Origin of the sequence: Dyadobacter bucti, from assembly GCF_005869225.1 — a bacterium.
Taxonomy (GTDB): Bacteria; Bacteroidota; Bacteroidia; order Cytophagales; family Spirosomataceae; genus Dyadobacter; species Dyadobacter bucti.
Genome location: NZ_SWFP01000016.1, coordinates 47,597 through 63,463 on the forward strand (window position 1 = coordinate 47,597; position 15,867 = coordinate 63,463).

Below are 15,867 nucleotides of genomic sequence, written 5' to 3' on the forward strand. Positions count from 1 at the left end.
ATTGAAATGAGATTTATAATAAATTTAGTATTCTTTTTAGGGACATGCAATGTGTGGGCGCAGGACTTCAAGCTGGCCGGGGTTGAGTACTTCACCTATCCTAAAGTGCAGGCGAAAGACGTCGGGAATCAACACCAGGCATCTTTTCAGGAGTTCGGCGCGTACGTGTTTTATCCTCGAAAATTAAAGAACGACCAAACCATTATCATGAATGGGATTCAATATGGGTTTGTTCAAGCTACATCTTACAATAAAAAACTTTCATCACAGAACACGCAGGATTTTCACAAAATAGCTTATACCTTCATTTTGATCCATAAGTTCAATGAACAATGGACTTTGTCAGGCAGGCTCTCGCCGACGTTAGCATCTGATTTCAAGGACAATCTAAGTGGTCATGATTTTATCCTTCAGGGATCTATTATTGCCTCCAAGAGATTCAACGAAAGGGTTATAGCCGGGGCTGGGTTGGTATATACCACAAGGCTAGGAAAACCGATGTTTCTCCCAGGCTTGCAATATCAATACAAAAAGTGCAAACACAACCTTAATGTATTTATTCCGGCATTCTTTAATTATACTTATCAGGTGGACTCAAAAGAAAAATTGAAAGTTGGATTTAGAATCGGGCTGAACGGGGCAAACTTCAACGCCAGTGTTAACAATTACTCCAAACCAGCAGAGTTAGACAGGCTAAATTATGCCCGGGCCAATATTGGTCCGGTCATAAGTTACCAGCTGACAAGGATGATTCAAATAGAAGCTTTTGGTGGAATTAGTACCATGCGCATGTACCAGTTTGAAGATACTGATAAGAACATCTATAAATACAATTCTAAAAGTGGCGGCTTCTTTAATATAGGGTTGGGCATTACGCCACCCAAGCGAAAATTAAAATAGCAATTCCACGATGCTAATGAACCAAAAAGAGAGTTAGTTCTCCTTAGTAACTTGATATCACCTGTTGGCTGCCCAGTGAACAGGTTGTATTCAATGATGATCCCAAAACCGTCGCTGACATTGAGACTGAAAAATTCATGTAGTTATATGAAGAAAAGGTCTGCGACGAAGCAATTCGAACCAACAGCGGGATACTGTTTGGCCTGTTAAGGTATTTTTAGAAAGACATAGTGGTAGTAGATAGAAACTCAATTTTAAGTTTTCCACAACACCTTGGATTGGAAGTTTCGAAAGCCTTACGATTTAAACCATTCTCACTTAAAGTTAGAACCATTGGCACTGGACAAAATCAATACCGAACCATTTGATATAAGCACTGTTACCCGGTCGTCAAAAATGGTGTACAATGACGGTTATGACCTATCAATCACGGTCATTAAACCTAATTTGGCAGGTCATGAAAAATTTGAATTCCCGGTCTTTTTATTTATCGCATCAACTGGAGAATGCCAATTGTCTATTGAAAATCAAGATCATATTGTGTCACAGATAGTTAATAGATCTAGACAAGCGGCAGTTATATTAAACAGTCCAGCGATATCCGCTGAACAGCTTCCGGTATTTGAGTGGTTTGCCGCAATGAAGTGGATTGCATATTGCGGCACCGAATTGGGGCTAGATGGGAGAAGGATAGCACTTGTCGGACACGAATTGGGAGCTAATGTGGTAGCCATCCTAAGTATTATGGCCCTTGCCGATAACTTTCCAAACATTCGGCTTCAAGTAATGATAGATACACAATTTTTCCTGTCGCAACGACTTAAAAAACCTAATCGTGGAAGGTGTCGAACTGTACCAGAACATATGCGTCAAGAGTGGGTTGACATGGAAAGTGTATACAATTTACCGCTGCAATCAATGATGTCAGAGCTATCTGGTCTTCCTCCGACTATCATTGAACAATCATTGAATATGGAAAGCTTTTATGAGCTGGGATATTATTGTTCCAAGCTGGTTGGTGCTGGAAACTCAGTTACTTGCGTGAATTTTGAAGAGTGTAATAAGGAGCAGTGCAACAATGGAATACCGTATTTGAGCCAAAAACTGGTAGCACATACTGCTTACGAACTTATGAAATGCCAGAAAGCACAGTATTGAGCCTACCGGGCAAAACAAGTAGTAAAATGAAAGCCATTATATTGGATTTAACAGATGAATCTGAATCGAATGAAGTTGCTTTGTCCACTTCGGTCTCGTTTAAAAGGTTTATCGATTTTGTAAAAGAATGCGCTCAAATAGAAACATCTACCAGAAGAGTATATCTGGAAAGCGCTGTTGAGAGAATGACGGTGGAGCCTGGATTTTATAATATCAAGACAATTCAAGAAGCATCAGCATTCGAACCGTTGCTAAAAATTATCTATGATCTTTTGACTCCTTCACTACAGCCGGGGGAAAATATTGTCTGGGCTATTGGTATCCCCTTGAGCCCTGTTTTGTTCTATGGAACTGACCGGCTCTACAACATAGTTATGGATCCCATTACAGGCGAACGTCGAACGGAACTGATGTATGTCCAGGTTAAAAGTCTTTATGAGCAAAATCAATTGCTGACGGTTTATTCACTGATTTTAGAACGCCTGTATAATATTTCAAGTCCGAATTACAAACCTTTAGTTGTTTGCATCAAAGAAACAGATATACCAAGATATTACAGCATTAATTTTGATAATCGCTTCACGGATGTTTATCCGGTTTCCGAGCTTCCTGATATCAATCCAGATAAAATACAGGACCTTTTGACAGGCAATGGCGATATCGTGGAGCTACTAGAGCTTCTCCCTATTGATTTGTTCCATTTCGAAGGCATCTCTATTATTTCCCTTACGGAAGTCACCATTGAATACACTCTTGAGCATATCAAAAACGCCCATTTGGAAAATAGTGACACTAATAAAAATGCATTTCTTAGACGCATTACTGAATCTCTAAGAATCCTTATCGCGGATCGAAAGATTGATTTTGGGCTTATTCCACAGCTTCTGGTGAACAATAGATTTACATCAAATAGCAAATATGCATTTCAAAGCCAAATTATTTCAGCAGGACTGCCTGAGGACCAAGTTGCTGACATCTATTTGTTACTTGCAACTCGTTTTACCAAAAGTCCGCAACCCATGTTCATCGATGAAATGAAGACAGATGACAGGTTGATTGGTTTAATGAACACTCTTAAAAATTCAGGATTACAATCTTTTGTCCTGGTGCCGGTTTACGCTGGGAATCAGATCGTTGGATTAATTGAGGTATTTTCTTTCGTAGATATAATCCTCGATGAAAACACTTTATCTAAAATCCGGCCAGCAAATCAGCTGATATCCAGAATCTTTCAAAATTTAATCCATGAATTTAATTTACGGATAGACTCGGTCATCAAGGAGAAATTTACCTCAGTACAACAGGCCGTGCAATGGAAGTTTCAAGAGGCAGCCTGGCATTTTCTTAGAGACAGCTATTCAAAACAGCTTCCGGCGACTGAAAAAATTGTATTCAAAAATGTGTATCCACTATATGGAGCAGTGGATATAAGAAATTCCACCATTGCCAGAAACACAGCCCTGAGCCAAGATCTTCAATTACAATTTGAGCTCTTAATAGGGTTACTCTCACAGTTTAGCCAACATCTAGGCCTGCTTTTAGCTAATGAAATGTCATTTAAATGTAAAAATATACTAAATCAGATCAATGATGTTTCCGAGCAGCTGGATGAAATGAAAACCCTTGAGTTTTTAGAAGCCGAAGCGCTGCCTTTTTTACAACATTTTTATGAAGATCTATCCAATGACAAGTCAACTTATTCCTATAGGGGTACAAAAAAATATAAAAAGGAGGGTATGGAGTTAAAACGTTCCATAGAGCAATACTTTGACAGTATTGATCCGGAAAAGGGTGTGGTGTTCAGCAAAAGAAGAGCACTGGAAAGGTCAATGCAAATGATAAATTTTTCAGTGAACGAAGCGCTGGATAAGTTTAAAATTCAGATCCAGCCTTTGTATCCAGCATATTTCGAAAAGTTCCGGACGGACGGAGTCGAATACGACATTTATATTGGCCAATCAATCGATCCTGATAAAAAATTCCATCATGCCTATCTCAAAAATCTCATGCTGTGGCAGCTGATGGCAATGGCTTCTATAGCCCGAGTGACTTATGAACTGATTCCAAATATGGAAATACCACTTCAAACCACACAGCTGATTTTTGTCAATCCGAACACCATTGACATCAGTTTCCGCGACGATGAAAGACGTTTTGATGTCGAGGGTGCTTACAATATCCGCTATCAGGTGATCAAAAAAAGAATTGATAAAGTCCATGTTAAAGAAACCGGTGAGAGGCTGGCCCAACCAGGAAAAATTGTTTTGGTATACTTCCAAAATAAATCGATTGATGAATACCTTGATTATATCACCTTTCTCCAGGCACAAAATATATTTCTGGATGACTTAGAATTTCTAGAACTGGAAGAACTGCAAGGTGTCTCCGGACTTAAAGCGATTCGGGTCGGGGTTAACTTGGATTTGCCAGAGATGACCTCAGAAGAAGCAACTCGAAAAAGCATTAAGTAGCAAGGCAAATATTTCATCAACAATTAAATTGAATTTCGCAGTTGAAAATTTTGATCAACATCTTTTTTTAAATTTCATTACAGAGACATTGCACTTGTTTTTGACTAACTACAACTCCATTTTGTCTTTGATTTTAGGCATAGGTCCTGAAAAGTCAACCCAAGGGTTGGTGCCCAGAAATTTTTCTCCTCTAATTCCGGCTTTTTCATATCTCATTACAAAGTTTTCAGGTCCATGAGCATAAGCTACTATAAGACCATTTTTGGGATCCATATAGCCAGCGTGAATACCTAAACCTGGATAGCTAAGTCGTACAGCTTGTTCTGATGGAGTAACGTTTTTCACGGTCAACTTCACAATTGTCTGATCAGGAAGTATGAAGAACCACTTAAATGGCCCTCCGGCTACAACAGTCATTACTTCATCAATGCCAATACCGTCATCACTACTGTTTACATGGAATTTACCAAACTTGCGAAGAGCACCAGCTTGCTGCTCCTCATTCATAGCTTTCATATCATATATTTTTGGATATGGTTTCACCCCGATTTCAGAAGTATTTAAGTTTCCACCATTGGCAACCTCAGGTTTACGACCTGCAAGGTTAATTTGTTTTAATAGAGCATCTTTATTCAGCGTGAATAATGCGATTAGCTTCTCGTGTTCCTTCTCTGTTATTGCTCTCTTAAACGACTTAGTTAAAATATCCTTGGCTTCGACCGGTATTGTAATCAATGATGCATGAACGCCAATTTGACTCAAAATTGCATTTGCATTTTTAAAGCCAACTGCATTCGGGCGGCCGTCACTGAATTCAAGTTGAATTCCATTGGATTCCTGATCTTGGCAAAATCCGACATGCGCAGTTAAAGTAAAGGCTGAAAATATCCCTACTCTTAAGATTCTTTTTAAATAGCTAGTATACATGATGCTTTGTGTTGATATAATTTATTCGCAAAGTTCAGGCTCTAACCTTAATTAAAAATTAAGAAATCTTAAGAAAGGTCTTTGCTATTTTTTTTTCTTAGGTGGCTTAGAAATTCAGGGGCCATACCTAGGTACGAAGCAATGATATATTGGGGAAAACGTCGTTCAAATTCTTTATAGTCGGTTATGAAATTTATATATCTCTGGTAGGAGTCAACACTGAGATTTTCCAATGTTCGTTTTTGAAGTGCTACATAAGCATTTTGAGCCTTTTGTCGAAAGAAATCTGAGATGGCGGGAATCTTCTCGTATAGCATTTCAATATTTACGCGGTGAATCTGGACAATGGTTGAGTTTTCCACTGCTTGAACATACATCCGAGAAGGAGATTGAGTCAGAAAACTTAAAAGATCATTAACCCACCAGTTCTCTATTCCTAATTGAAGGGTGTGTTCATGTGAATTTTCATCCAACAAATAGACACGCATGCTACCATTTGCAATAAACCTCATGTGCTTTGAAACCTGTCCAGGTTCCAGTATAAATTCTCTCTTTTTGACTGAACGAACTTCAAATTTTGAACTTACAATGTCAATTTCAGCTTGCGAAAGGTGGACACTCTCCAAGATATGGCTTGTGAGCTGATGTTTATATATGTCATTATCTTTCATATGTGTTCTTGCTTTGGATACAACATTGTACACCTATCCCAAGGTAGATTGAAATTTCAAAAATACATCTAACAAACAAGCATTCGTTTAAGCCCAAAACGGTATTATGTTGTACAAACAAACGGTCGTTTTTCCGTACTGTGGAGACGACCCGCTAGCAATTCATTTTCCTACCCAAAATTACCTTTAAACAGTACAGATTAGTGGTACATAAAATCTAATTACAGTATATTTAGCTCATGGGGGTTAAAATGTAATATTTAGATGATTTTTGGATACGTACGGGTTTCTAAGAATGAGCAAAACCAGGATCTGCAGTTTGATGCTCTTCGAAAGGCGGGTTGTGAAAAGATTTTTCATGAGAAGGTGTCGGGTGCATCGAAGGAAAGGCCCGAATATGCGAAGATGGTTTCAGAGCTTCGGAAGGGTGACGTCATTGTTGTTTGGAGGATTGACCGTCTTGGTCGTGCCACCTACGAGTTGATCAAACTAATGGTGGAATGGAAGGAAATGGGGGTTGACTTCCGTAGTATTTCAGAGGGGATCGACACGTCAACAAAGATGGGTAGGCTGTGGTATATGCTTAGTTCTGTTTTTGCGGAGAATGAGCGGGAAATTATGATGGAGCGAACTTTTGCGGGAATGGAGGCGGCGCGCGCCCGTGGCCGAGTTGGTGGAAGACCCAAGGGCCTTACCAAGAAGTCTAAGGAGACAGCCAGTTTAGCTGCCACTTTATATCAAAGCAGAAAGTACACAACCAAGCAAATTTGTGAACAGTTGAAGATTGGTAGTAAGGCTACACTTTATATTTATCTTAGGCACGAAGGCATAGAGATTGAAGGTTGGGAACGATCATCCAAAAAATCAAATATGAGAAAGTAGTGATAAACTTTACTTCCCTAACCAAAGGCATATTATGACGAATCTCCTATTGACAGCGCTTGATGATCTGAGATTAGATCGATGGAAGGCAAATTCATCGGGTACGGACTATAGTGCTCATTTCCATTCGATCAGTCACTATTTATTGAAATTTTTTGATGTGGACGATTTTATACTAACCAACAAGTATAATACTGATAATTGGCTATATCCGCTTTTTCTTAACAGACAAGGGGTCACAAAATTTATAATCGGAGAGCTAGCCGAACTAATCGCATATTTATACCACACTAATAACGACAAACTTACCAAGTTTAGGAGCCAACGACATAACCGCTTGGTGTACCGGCAACTCGGCGAAAGTCTGTTTGAGTGCTATGTAGAATATTTATTGGATAGCGCTGGCTTACCGATAAAGGCACCTGATGGCTATATACAACGTCAAGGCCGAGTTAAAGAAGTTGATGTAATGTTTAAATTTGAAGGGGAAGATTACAACATCGAAACTACCCTTCTGCACAATCCTTTCAAAGATCAGACCTTGAATTTGACAACTCAACTTTTATCGCGTCTTGCACATACCTTTAAAAGAAAGCGAATAACATTGGCCGAATATTTCTCAGGGTATATAGGTGTTAAAAATAATGCACATGGGGTGTTTACGGGATTATATGACAAAGCCGTCCATGACATTGATAATTATATAGACGCTTGTCGAAACATTCAAGACAACACAATCTACACGCCGCAACCGCATGATAATGAGCACTATCGATTTCAACTCGACACGGCCTATCTAAATCACTACAACAACCACTACGAATCCGTATCACCACAATATCCAGCCTTTATCAAGTTCCGATTACATGCAGACATAGAAAAAAATTTACTAAATATCGAGGCCGCTGTTTCTCTAAAAGAAACCAGCGATGATGTCAACAAAAAAATTCAAGCAAAGGTCAAGGAAAAAATCTCTCAGCACCGCGATTTTAAGGGGAAAAAAATTATTGTGGTCGGAATTGATGAAGTATTTAATCCTTATTCGAGAGATACAATATCTGCGGTGGATAAAGGGGTGATCGACTTAGATTCGTTATCAGCTTTATTGCGACCAGGAATTATTCTTTGGTTAATATTTCGATCATATAAAAATCAGGGACGGACATTCGAAGCAAGCATTCTTTATGATAAAGGTGCAGATGAATCAATCGCAATGGTACTTAAAAAAGTCAAGTTAATTTTGGAGCCTAATTGGTTAACTAAGAGTCTTATATAGAACTGATTGATAGAATTTTCCGCGCTATATATTGAATTTTATATACACAACTTAAAAAAGTACAAGAATGCAAGGATCGAAATTATCAGAGTTGTTTTTTGCGGCCGGTGGGGTAACTGGTCTGGTGTTGATGCTGACTTTTTTTCGGGTCTGGTCCAGCAGGCAGCTGTTCACTAAGTCTAGGATCACTCTCTTTACAATACTTTTCGGATTTACGGCATTCTTCCTGGTGATGGCCGGTTATTTTCAAAGCACAAAGACCAACACCCAAAACGAAGCCGCGCCGGCCACGTCGCAGGCTGATCCATTGAAGAGCAAATACCTGGGGGAATGGAAAGCCCCGAGAGGAAAAGCTAGTATCCGAATTTATGAAGAGAACGGCGGGCTTTTTGCCAAGTTCTGGCAAGGCGACATCTTGCCCTTGAAGTATCAGCAGGACGGCCAGTATTACGAAGGCTCGACACCGCTCGGCTCCATGCCCTTTATCATTCGAAATGACACCCTGCAATATAGTCAGTCGAAATATGTACGGTCGCAAGAATAACGGATAATAACAAAGAATGGCGTTTCGAGATCACTGGTCCGAATACTGGTTATCGCCACCGGCGAGCAGGTAGTTGGATTCTGATATTTAGCCTGACGCGGGTCCTAGGTCGAGCTAACCGGTTTGTGATCCGCATGTGCCTGATCTGTGCGGCTACCCTTTTGATTGGTCCAATATTGGAGGGAATGACGGTGATATTTAGGATGCCGAGCACACCAAGTTTTGTTTTATTGAGCAACTGAAATATGGTATTAATCTTTTGTTAATCAATATGTTAGAAGGGTCAAATTTTTCCGATAGATTAAAAAAAATAAGTGAATCAAAAGCTGCTAAAGAGAAAAGAGATGAATTCTTGAAAACAGATTATGGGTATCCATCCTTTTTAACTTTATACAATACCATACAAGAGATGTCGAACGAGCTGAAAAACTACGGTATTGATATAACGGTGTACCTCACTACCGATGACCCTTTCACCGATGATGAAGATAAATTCCGAAAGAATTTTATATACATAGAGAGTGAAGGAGGAAATTTTGGGATCGAGTTTAAAGAAAAATGGTTTTTACTAAATGATGATCCGAATGTTGGCCGCTCTTATGACGATGATGAGCCTGATGGCGTAAAAACGGTTGGAATTGACATTTTTTATAATTACAACGATATGGACAACAAGCCAGCTGAAAAACAGGCTTATAATATTCAGATAGATGATAATTGTAACGTATTATGGGGACATTTTTCTCCCATCGAGTTAGCTAAAGATATCGCCGAACGAATTGTTAGAAAACTAGAATAATTTCATCCTTATGCACTCTTGGGGTATGGTCAAGCGCTGGCTGCCGAGAGCGCTTACCACAATCTGTAGACAGTTCGGGTGCAGCTCGCGTCCTGATCAGCTGCCGGTGGTACTCGCCAACTACTCTAAGTGTAGACAACCCGATGCGCGACTAGGTGAAAACTTCCGGAGATCCAGCACGAAATTGTAGACATTCTCATTGTCCAGGATCTCTAACAGCTCCGTGCGATCGCTCAATTTTGTAGACAACTTTAATTTACATATAATCATTTTCAAATGAAGACACCTCAAATCAAATTTTTTTCCCCGGAAGAAAATGCGCCGCAGACATCGAAGGCAGTCGCGAAGGCGAAGCCGACCGGCCATATTTCGGATTCGGGAACACTTATTTTCCCGAAAGCTACACTCGAAGAGATTGGAGTAGAACCGCAAACAGCTTCTTTCAAAATTGGAACTGCAGAAGGGAAGCGAAAAATAAAATCATTGTACCTGATTCCCACCGAAGAGCAAGAGGGATCATTTGCATTTACAAGGATCGGGCGAGGCTCAGGAATAGCGCTCCCTGTTATTTTGAAACGTGGCGGTATCGATTATGAAGCTGCGAAGCACATTTTTACAGTTACCATATTCAACTACTCAGAGGGGGTGATCGGTTATGAGTTGGCGATAGAGGCCGAAGCGCCCAAAGAACCGTATACCGGCAAGCCTAGAGGGAGAAAGCGAAAAGTTGCCGGAGAAGAAACTGCCGTCTAGATGTATTTGATGTCCTTATAAACGAGAAACGCCCGACAATCGCCGGGCGTTTCTCGTTTATCTTCTATGAAATTATTGCAAAAGTATTCTAATAACATCTAACTCTTTGTCTTTCAGTCTACTATTCTTGACATGGAGGTAGTAAGTTCCTCGTGGTAATTCTTTTACGTCGATTTCTATCTGCTTGCCATTTTTGAGACCGTTGTTCTTATAAACGCTTTGTACATTAACGCTTTTAATGGTCTTGGTTGATTTTTCGGACAGTAGGACGATTTCATCCGGCAAGGACTCTGCACTTTCAATATGATCAAAGTCAATCGTAATATAGTCATTTGCAGGGTTTGGAAACACAGTGTACTTTGCAAAACAGCTGTTAAGACATATTGTTAAATTTTCGCTTCTCGACCCGCAGACATTTGAAATACTGACATTGAGATAATAGCAGCTAGCATTATATCCCGTGAAGGCAGTGCTCGATTGGCTTGCATTGGCTATAAAACCATTCGGATCGCTTTGAGACCAATAGTAATTCGAGGATGGATCATTAGGTACGGCAGCAATTGGGATGTAGCTATTCGTGCATCCGGTTCCATTTGACGTGGACTGGCCGTTAACTAAGAAACCAGCAAATTGGGGGGGGCCAACTGCAATAGTTTTACTCATGCACAATCCCCCGGCTCTAACAGTAATTGTTGCAGGGCCATTGAAAATTCTTTTTACGGTAAGTGTATTTGTACCTTGGCCTGAAACGATTGTTAGGTTTGAGACTGTCCAGTTGAGTGAAGTAGCGGAGCTGGTAACGGAGAATGTATAGTTATTGTTATCGCATATAGTGCCAATCCCGCTAATATCGCTCAACTGGACAAACCCCGAACGTGCGCCGCCTGGCAGGAACAGTGCCTTCATCCGGTTCATTTGCCCTGTTGTAAAGAGGTTCATACATGCGTCATCTGTGTAATCCATATAATTCATATACATATTGCTAGTACCACACGAAGACTTTTGACCTGAAGGGCATTGGCCAACATAATTTCCACCTTGATTAGGTGTATCTGCAACTTGATCAGTTCCAGTACAAGCGCTACCATCGTCACCCCAAATGTGAAATAGAGATAGCCAGTGTCCTACTTCATGAGTAGCAGTTCTACCTTTGTTATACGGAGAACTTACATTACCCGTACGACCGAAGGCGTTATACTGTACAACAACTCCGTCAACATTAGCTGCGCCACCAGGAAAAGTTGCGTAGCCCAATACGCCTAAATTCAGGTCGCATGTCCAAATATTAAGGTATTGGTCGCGATTCCATGCAGGGTCATTTGCTTTTATACTAGTTGAAGCTTCGTTGACGGTTCCATCTGGGTTGGAGACCACCGTATAGCTTGAAAAGTTGCCTTGGACGCGACGAATGCCATTTGTGGGGTTGCCATTTGGATCTGTGCAAGCCAAGCGGAATTCAATTTTTGTATCGGCTGCAACACCTGCAAATTCAGAAGGGGTATTAACTCGGTCAGCATTTAATCGACGATAATCTTCGTTTAGCACAGCGATTTGAGATGTAATTTGATCGTCACTAATATTACGTCCCACACCAACTGGCTCGCCATTATGAATTACGTGAACTACAACTGGAATAGTGACGATCGTTCCAGTATTTGGAATACTTTTGGGGGAAATTTGACCTTGCGTCTGCTTTTCGGAGTACTCGGCGGCTTTTCTGTCGATTTCTTTAAAATAGTTCAAAAGGGCTGGGTTGTACTTTTGTAACTTTTCATAGTTAATGGAAGAGCCACATTTTTCACTTGTTTGATTTTGTCCTAATACTCCGAAATAGGCAAAAACCAATAGGAATAGCAAAGGTAACTTCATAAGACAATCAAATATTTAGGTGAGAAATAAATTCTATTAAGGTTTGATTCCAATGGAGGTTAAGTCAATATAATAGCCATAATTAGTGCGAAGCGTAGGGTTTGTGATGGCGCCATAGCATTTCTTACGTTTGTATGATACGATGACCTTGGTCCGGGCTTTCTGGTACTGCGTAGGTAAAGAATCGCATGGTACTAGAATATTCTCACCGAGGCTATATTCTGCACGTTCAAAATCCTTGGGTTCGGTGCTCAATACGTATTTGTCTGGGCCTTGGTTGCCACCAGGGGCTTGATTGCCGGCGATTAGAACTACAACCGCTTCTACATCTTTCCTTTCGGCTACTGTGGCACTTTGACAATCACACTGTTCGGGTTCAACTTCGGGATCTTCGGATGTGCATTGAATTAATGTGCAGAGTAATGCAAGTGCTATCATAATTGGTCGTAGTTTTTTTTTGTGCGAATCCATAAGAAATCGTGTTTGGGGTTAAAAAAATGCAAGAAAATTAGATCATGCGGCTGCATTGAGCAAGATGTACACTGATAGACACATAAACAGTAAAAAGTGTTGTAAAGGGCAATAAAATATTCGCATATTTATAGAAAAAATGTAGAATTAGTTATTGTATCGGTCTCTCTTACACGTATCACGAGGCATTGGCTCAAATACACGAGCTGATAAGAATAATCAGCCGTTTTCCGGCCGTTTTCACAAAGGATGATGAGAACGGTTTGGTTTTTACGAGAGATGATGGGACTTTTTTGGAAACGATCAATCCGTAACTGCTTGACTGTAAGTTATTATACAATTTTGTTCGTGACCATTAGTTGCTGATTCTCGTCGTCTTTTGTAAATTCTCATTTTCTATGACTTGAAAGTTGCCGTATGGTGGAAATGCCAGACAATTTTATCCTCAATTGGGAGGGAAAAGAGCTTACCGTGTCCCAAAAGACGATGGTCGGACGCAAAGTGTTCGAAATCATCTTCCCGGACGATACGCCAAAGCTCTATATCCACTTGGCAACCATTGCCACAGGTCAGAGAATGTGGATGTCGATACCAGAAGGAAGGCAAGAACTGGCCGCCGCTATCGGAGCTGAAATTATCAAGTACTATCGTACGTTACAGGCAAAAGCAAACGAACAATAACTATGTGCTACTACAACGGTCAAAAGGTCACAAAAGCTGAATACATTGTCTTGATGCAGATCGAGAAATCGATCAAAGGCATGGCAGAATTGAAAAGGCCGACTGTACTCGGGCCGGAGTCTCCGCAAATGGTTGTGCTCAAACCCAATCCCGACCGAACAGACTTCAATATCTCTACTATGCGCTGGGGCTTCATTCCAAGCGGCCTGAAAAACATGGAAAAGGTCAAGCAGTTTGAAAACGGCTACAAAAAACCTGATGGCACTTTTCAGACTGGATACGACACAGAAAACGCACGGGGTGAAGAAATGCTTTGGATAAACCCTAAGACTAACAGGCCGAAGATTTTCAAGGATGCGGCCCTCAATAACCGCTGTTTGATTATTTCGAACCAATATTACGAGTGGTATCACAAATATCGGCTCAACAAACGAACCGGCGAACTGCTCAAAACGCCGGATAAATATCCTTTTGCAATACGGGTAAAAGGTTTGGAATACTTTTATATGGCCGGGATCTGGAATACCTGGACTGATCAGGATTCGGGGGAAACGATGGATACGCTTGCAATGGTCACAACTGATGCCAATCCACTGACTGCAAAGATTCACAACTCAAAAAAGCGACAGCCGACAATCCTTCCAGAGGAAATGGCTTGGGAATGGATGATGGAAGAGATCGCGCCCGAGCGAATGACCCAGCTTGCCAGCTATCAATTCCCCGAGGAAAAGATGGAGGCGTTTTCAATCAATCAGAAATTCCAGTTTACGGGTGAAGACCCAATACCCACTCTTTACCCGGAACTCGCCGACGACGGCCTTCCCGGATCATATCCTACTCAGGCATCACTTTTCTAGCGGCACCAATTCATAACTGGCGAGATCGACCTGATAATACTCTTCTAGGTCTTCGATTGTTATTTCTTCATCAAAGAGGTCGTAGGTAGCTGGAAGGTGTGGTTCTACCGGCACACATTCAAATTCGGCCACGTAGTAGCCTACACCTTCATTAAGCTCAATAACGCCAAAAATATCTGGCGTAGAAGATTTCATTTTCAGGACATTGGCCATTTCAAAAGACAATTTCGTAATGTTGTAAATAACGGCAAAAGCAGACTAATGACCAATCCGACAGGAGCACATTTCGTTGATTAGATGTGACAAAAAATTATGACCACCCTTGTTGTTGACATGCAAAATAGATACTTTTAAAATCTATTTTCTGATACTATAATCATCAACAAGCTATGGCAACTTCACAAATCCGGGAAATCCTTTTTTCGCAGATAGCCGACACTCTGCGAAAAGCGCCTCAAACACAAAAATTCGGCACATTCTTTCTTTGTGGTCCGAACGCGGCGGTTTACTCTCTTACCGTCAAGTTTACAGATAAATGGGAAGTCGATACCTGTTCTAAATATTTAAGCTGATGGCACGCGAATACGATCCCTGGACGCCTGACTATCTCAGGCATGGCGATGTTCTGCTTTTGGAGTGGGGAACGCCTGTAATATGGCATGATTGCCCGCGAAATGTTACTGAATTCAGTGGCCCGTACTCCGAAGGTACAGTCGAAAAGTTGATCAAAATTGGTGTGCCAATTGAAAGGCCGACCAAGCTTGAAAAAACAAGGAAGATGCTCACCCAACTCTTGAACGACTTTTTCCTTTCTGCATCAATTGGACTTGATGACAATATCCGCGATAGATTTGTAAAGCATACGATCCCACCCAATCCGAATGAGAAATCATACCTGATACCTGCGGGGCTATATGTCATTGTTGAAATGGAAAATGAACGATACAACCGAGGGCAGCGAGTAACGTGTAAAACCTTTAAGCCTGATATCAACCGAACCGAGTACACGATTAGCTTTTACCAAGGTGGATACCATCCTTCGACGTTGGATAAAGTAAAAGTAGTTCAAGATGCTGACGATGCTTTCAAATCCTAATGAATGTGAAAGTACTTGGCATCACTTAACCGGCGTTTACACAGCAACTGATAAAGGCAGGTACACTGGTATCTGTCTTTGTTCTTTGCCATCCAGCGCAAACAGCATTTCTGCCCAACGCCCCTACCCCACTCACAAATAACTTAGTGTATATCAGATGCTATTAATGATGATGTTGGTAAACGCCAGCATATCTTTATCTTTGCACCGAAATAGTGAGCTACTTTATAAAAGTAGTTTGATAAGCACCAACCCCCGTTAAACTTTAACTAGAATTCTAGGAATTCAATTTTTATTTATAATAAACTAGTTCTACAATGAGGATTGCAAAACGAAGTGACAAGGGCTTGGTATTGAATATTTTAACAGATTCATTCTTACAGAAGAGGTTTTCATTACAAATGGACGGAAAATAGCGGTTTGCTAATTAACGCTTATCGACAGGCGGCCGCAAAGCTCGTAGCCCGTTCTCTTGTAACCTGATTTCATCGTTGAAATCATATTTTCCTAAC

At 40.7% G+C, this 15,867-nt stretch carries 16 protein-coding genes; 11 read left to right on the top strand and 5 right to left on the bottom strand.

Going from position 1 to position 15,867, the window contains the following annotated elements; translation table 11 throughout:
- The first annotated feature begins 6 nt into the window (after nucleotides 1–6).
- The 3 genes from FBF61_RS32130 to FBF61_RS32140 all read left to right on the top strand — a co-directional run bounded on the left by FBF61_RS32130 (nucleotide 7) and on the right by FBF61_RS32140 (nucleotide 4,529).
- Nucleotides 7–900, top strand: a complete 894-nt coding sequence (locus tag FBF61_RS32130; protein ID WP_138485098.1) for a DUF6268 family outer membrane beta-barrel protein — start codon at nucleotides 7–9, stop codon at nucleotides 898–900.
- Nucleotides 901–1,233: 333 nt separating this feature from the next.
- The gene (locus tag FBF61_RS32135; protein ID WP_138485099.1) at nucleotides 1,234–2,058 is read left to right on the top strand and encodes an alpha/beta hydrolase fold domain-containing protein; all 825 of its coding nucleotides are present in this window, start codon (nucleotides 1,234–1,236) and stop codon (nucleotides 2,056–2,058) included.
- A 26-nt stretch (nucleotides 2,059–2,084) separates the two neighbouring features.
- Complete coding sequence (locus FBF61_RS32140) at nucleotides 2,085–4,529, top strand: GAF domain-containing protein (protein WP_138485100.1); 2,445 nt, start codon at nucleotides 2,085–2,087, stop codon at nucleotides 4,527–4,529.
- Nucleotides 4,530–4,637: 108 nt separating this feature from the next.
- Here FBF61_RS32140 and FBF61_RS32145 read toward each other — a convergent pair whose 3' ends face one another.
- Nucleotides 4,638–5,456 (bottom strand): hypothetical protein, encoded by an 819-nt coding sequence (locus FBF61_RS32145; protein WP_205748345.1) that lies wholly within the window; start codon nucleotides 5,454–5,456, stop codon nucleotides 4,638–4,640.
- Between the two features lie 68 nt (nucleotides 5,457–5,524).
- Nucleotides 5,525–6,127 carry a Crp/Fnr family transcriptional regulator gene (locus tag FBF61_RS32150; protein ID WP_138485101.1) on the bottom strand — a complete coding sequence of 201 codons (603 nt, stop codon included), beginning with the start codon at nucleotides 6,125–6,127 and terminating at the stop codon, nucleotides 5,525–5,527.
- Nucleotides 6,128–6,391: 264 nt separating this feature from the next.
- Between FBF61_RS32150 and FBF61_RS32155 the strand changes: the two genes are divergently transcribed.
- The 5 genes from FBF61_RS32155 to FBF61_RS32175 all read left to right on the top strand — a co-directional run bounded on the left by FBF61_RS32155 (nucleotide 6,392) and on the right by FBF61_RS32175 (nucleotide 10,381).
- Nucleotides 6,392–7,009: a recombinase family protein gene (locus tag FBF61_RS32155; RefSeq protein ID WP_138485102.1), complete on the top strand. Its 618-nt coding sequence runs from the start codon at nucleotides 6,392–6,394 to the stop codon at nucleotides 7,007–7,009.
- Between the two features lie 34 nt (nucleotides 7,010–7,043).
- Complete coding sequence (locus tag FBF61_RS32160; protein WP_138485103.1) at nucleotides 7,044–8,285, top strand: hypothetical protein; 1,242 nt, start codon at nucleotides 7,044–7,046, stop codon at nucleotides 8,283–8,285.
- A 67-nt stretch (nucleotides 8,286–8,352) separates the two neighbouring features.
- Nucleotides 8,353–8,829, top strand: a complete 477-nt coding sequence (locus FBF61_RS32165) for a DUF2147 domain-containing protein (RefSeq protein ID WP_138485104.1) — start codon at nucleotides 8,353–8,355, stop codon at nucleotides 8,827–8,829.
- 271 nt (nucleotides 8,830–9,100) lie between these two features.
- Complete coding sequence (locus FBF61_RS32170) at nucleotides 9,101–9,628, top strand: hypothetical protein (RefSeq protein WP_138485105.1); 528 nt, start codon at nucleotides 9,101–9,103, stop codon at nucleotides 9,626–9,628.
- 276 nt (nucleotides 9,629–9,904) lie between these two features.
- On the top strand, nucleotides 9,905–10,381 hold the full coding sequence (locus FBF61_RS32175; RefSeq protein ID WP_138485106.1) for a hypothetical protein: 477 nt from the start codon (nucleotides 9,905–9,907) through the stop codon (nucleotides 10,379–10,381).
- A 72-nt stretch (nucleotides 10,382–10,453) separates the two neighbouring features.
- Here FBF61_RS32175 and FBF61_RS32180 read toward each other — a convergent pair whose 3' ends face one another.
- Both FBF61_RS32180 and FBF61_RS32185 read right to left on the bottom strand, forming a co-directional pair.
- Nucleotides 10,454–12,250 carry a M43 family zinc metalloprotease gene (locus tag FBF61_RS32180; RefSeq protein ID WP_138485107.1) on the bottom strand — a complete coding sequence of 599 codons (1,797 nt, stop codon included), beginning with the start codon at nucleotides 12,248–12,250 and terminating at the stop codon, nucleotides 10,454–10,456.
- Between the two features lie 36 nt (nucleotides 12,251–12,286).
- Nucleotides 12,287–12,721, bottom strand: coding sequence for a hypothetical protein (locus FBF61_RS32185; protein ID WP_138485108.1), 435 nt, complete (start codon nucleotides 12,719–12,721; stop codon nucleotides 12,287–12,289).
- Nucleotides 12,722–13,138: 417 nt separating this feature from the next.
- Here FBF61_RS32185 and FBF61_RS32190 point away from each other — a divergent pair, with 417 nt between their 5' ends.
- On the top strand, nucleotides 13,139–13,402 hold the full coding sequence (locus tag FBF61_RS32190) for a hypothetical protein (protein ID WP_138485109.1): 264 nt from the start codon (nucleotides 13,139–13,141) through the stop codon (nucleotides 13,400–13,402).
- A 2-nt stretch (nucleotides 13,403–13,404) separates the two neighbouring features.
- Nucleotides 13,405–14,259, top strand: a complete 855-nt coding sequence (locus tag FBF61_RS32195; protein ID WP_138485110.1) for an SOS response-associated peptidase — start codon at nucleotides 13,405–13,407, stop codon at nucleotides 14,257–14,259.
- Here FBF61_RS32195 and FBF61_RS32200 read toward each other — a convergent pair.
- Nucleotides 14,248–14,472, bottom strand: a complete 225-nt coding sequence (locus tag FBF61_RS32200) for a hypothetical protein (protein ID WP_166444672.1) — start codon at nucleotides 14,470–14,472, stop codon at nucleotides 14,248–14,250. The two genes, FBF61_RS32195 and FBF61_RS32200, sit on opposite strands and share 12 nt — an antisense overlap.
- A gap of 358 nt (nucleotides 14,473–14,830) precedes the next feature.
- On the opposite strand from FBF61_RS32200, the gene FBF61_RS32205 reads away from it, so the two are divergent.
- Nucleotides 14,831–15,355 carry a hypothetical protein gene (locus FBF61_RS32205; protein WP_138485112.1) on the top strand — a complete coding sequence of 175 codons (525 nt, stop codon included), beginning with the start codon at nucleotides 14,831–14,833 and terminating at the stop codon, nucleotides 15,353–15,355.
- Nucleotides 15,356–15,867: the final 512 nt, after the last annotated feature.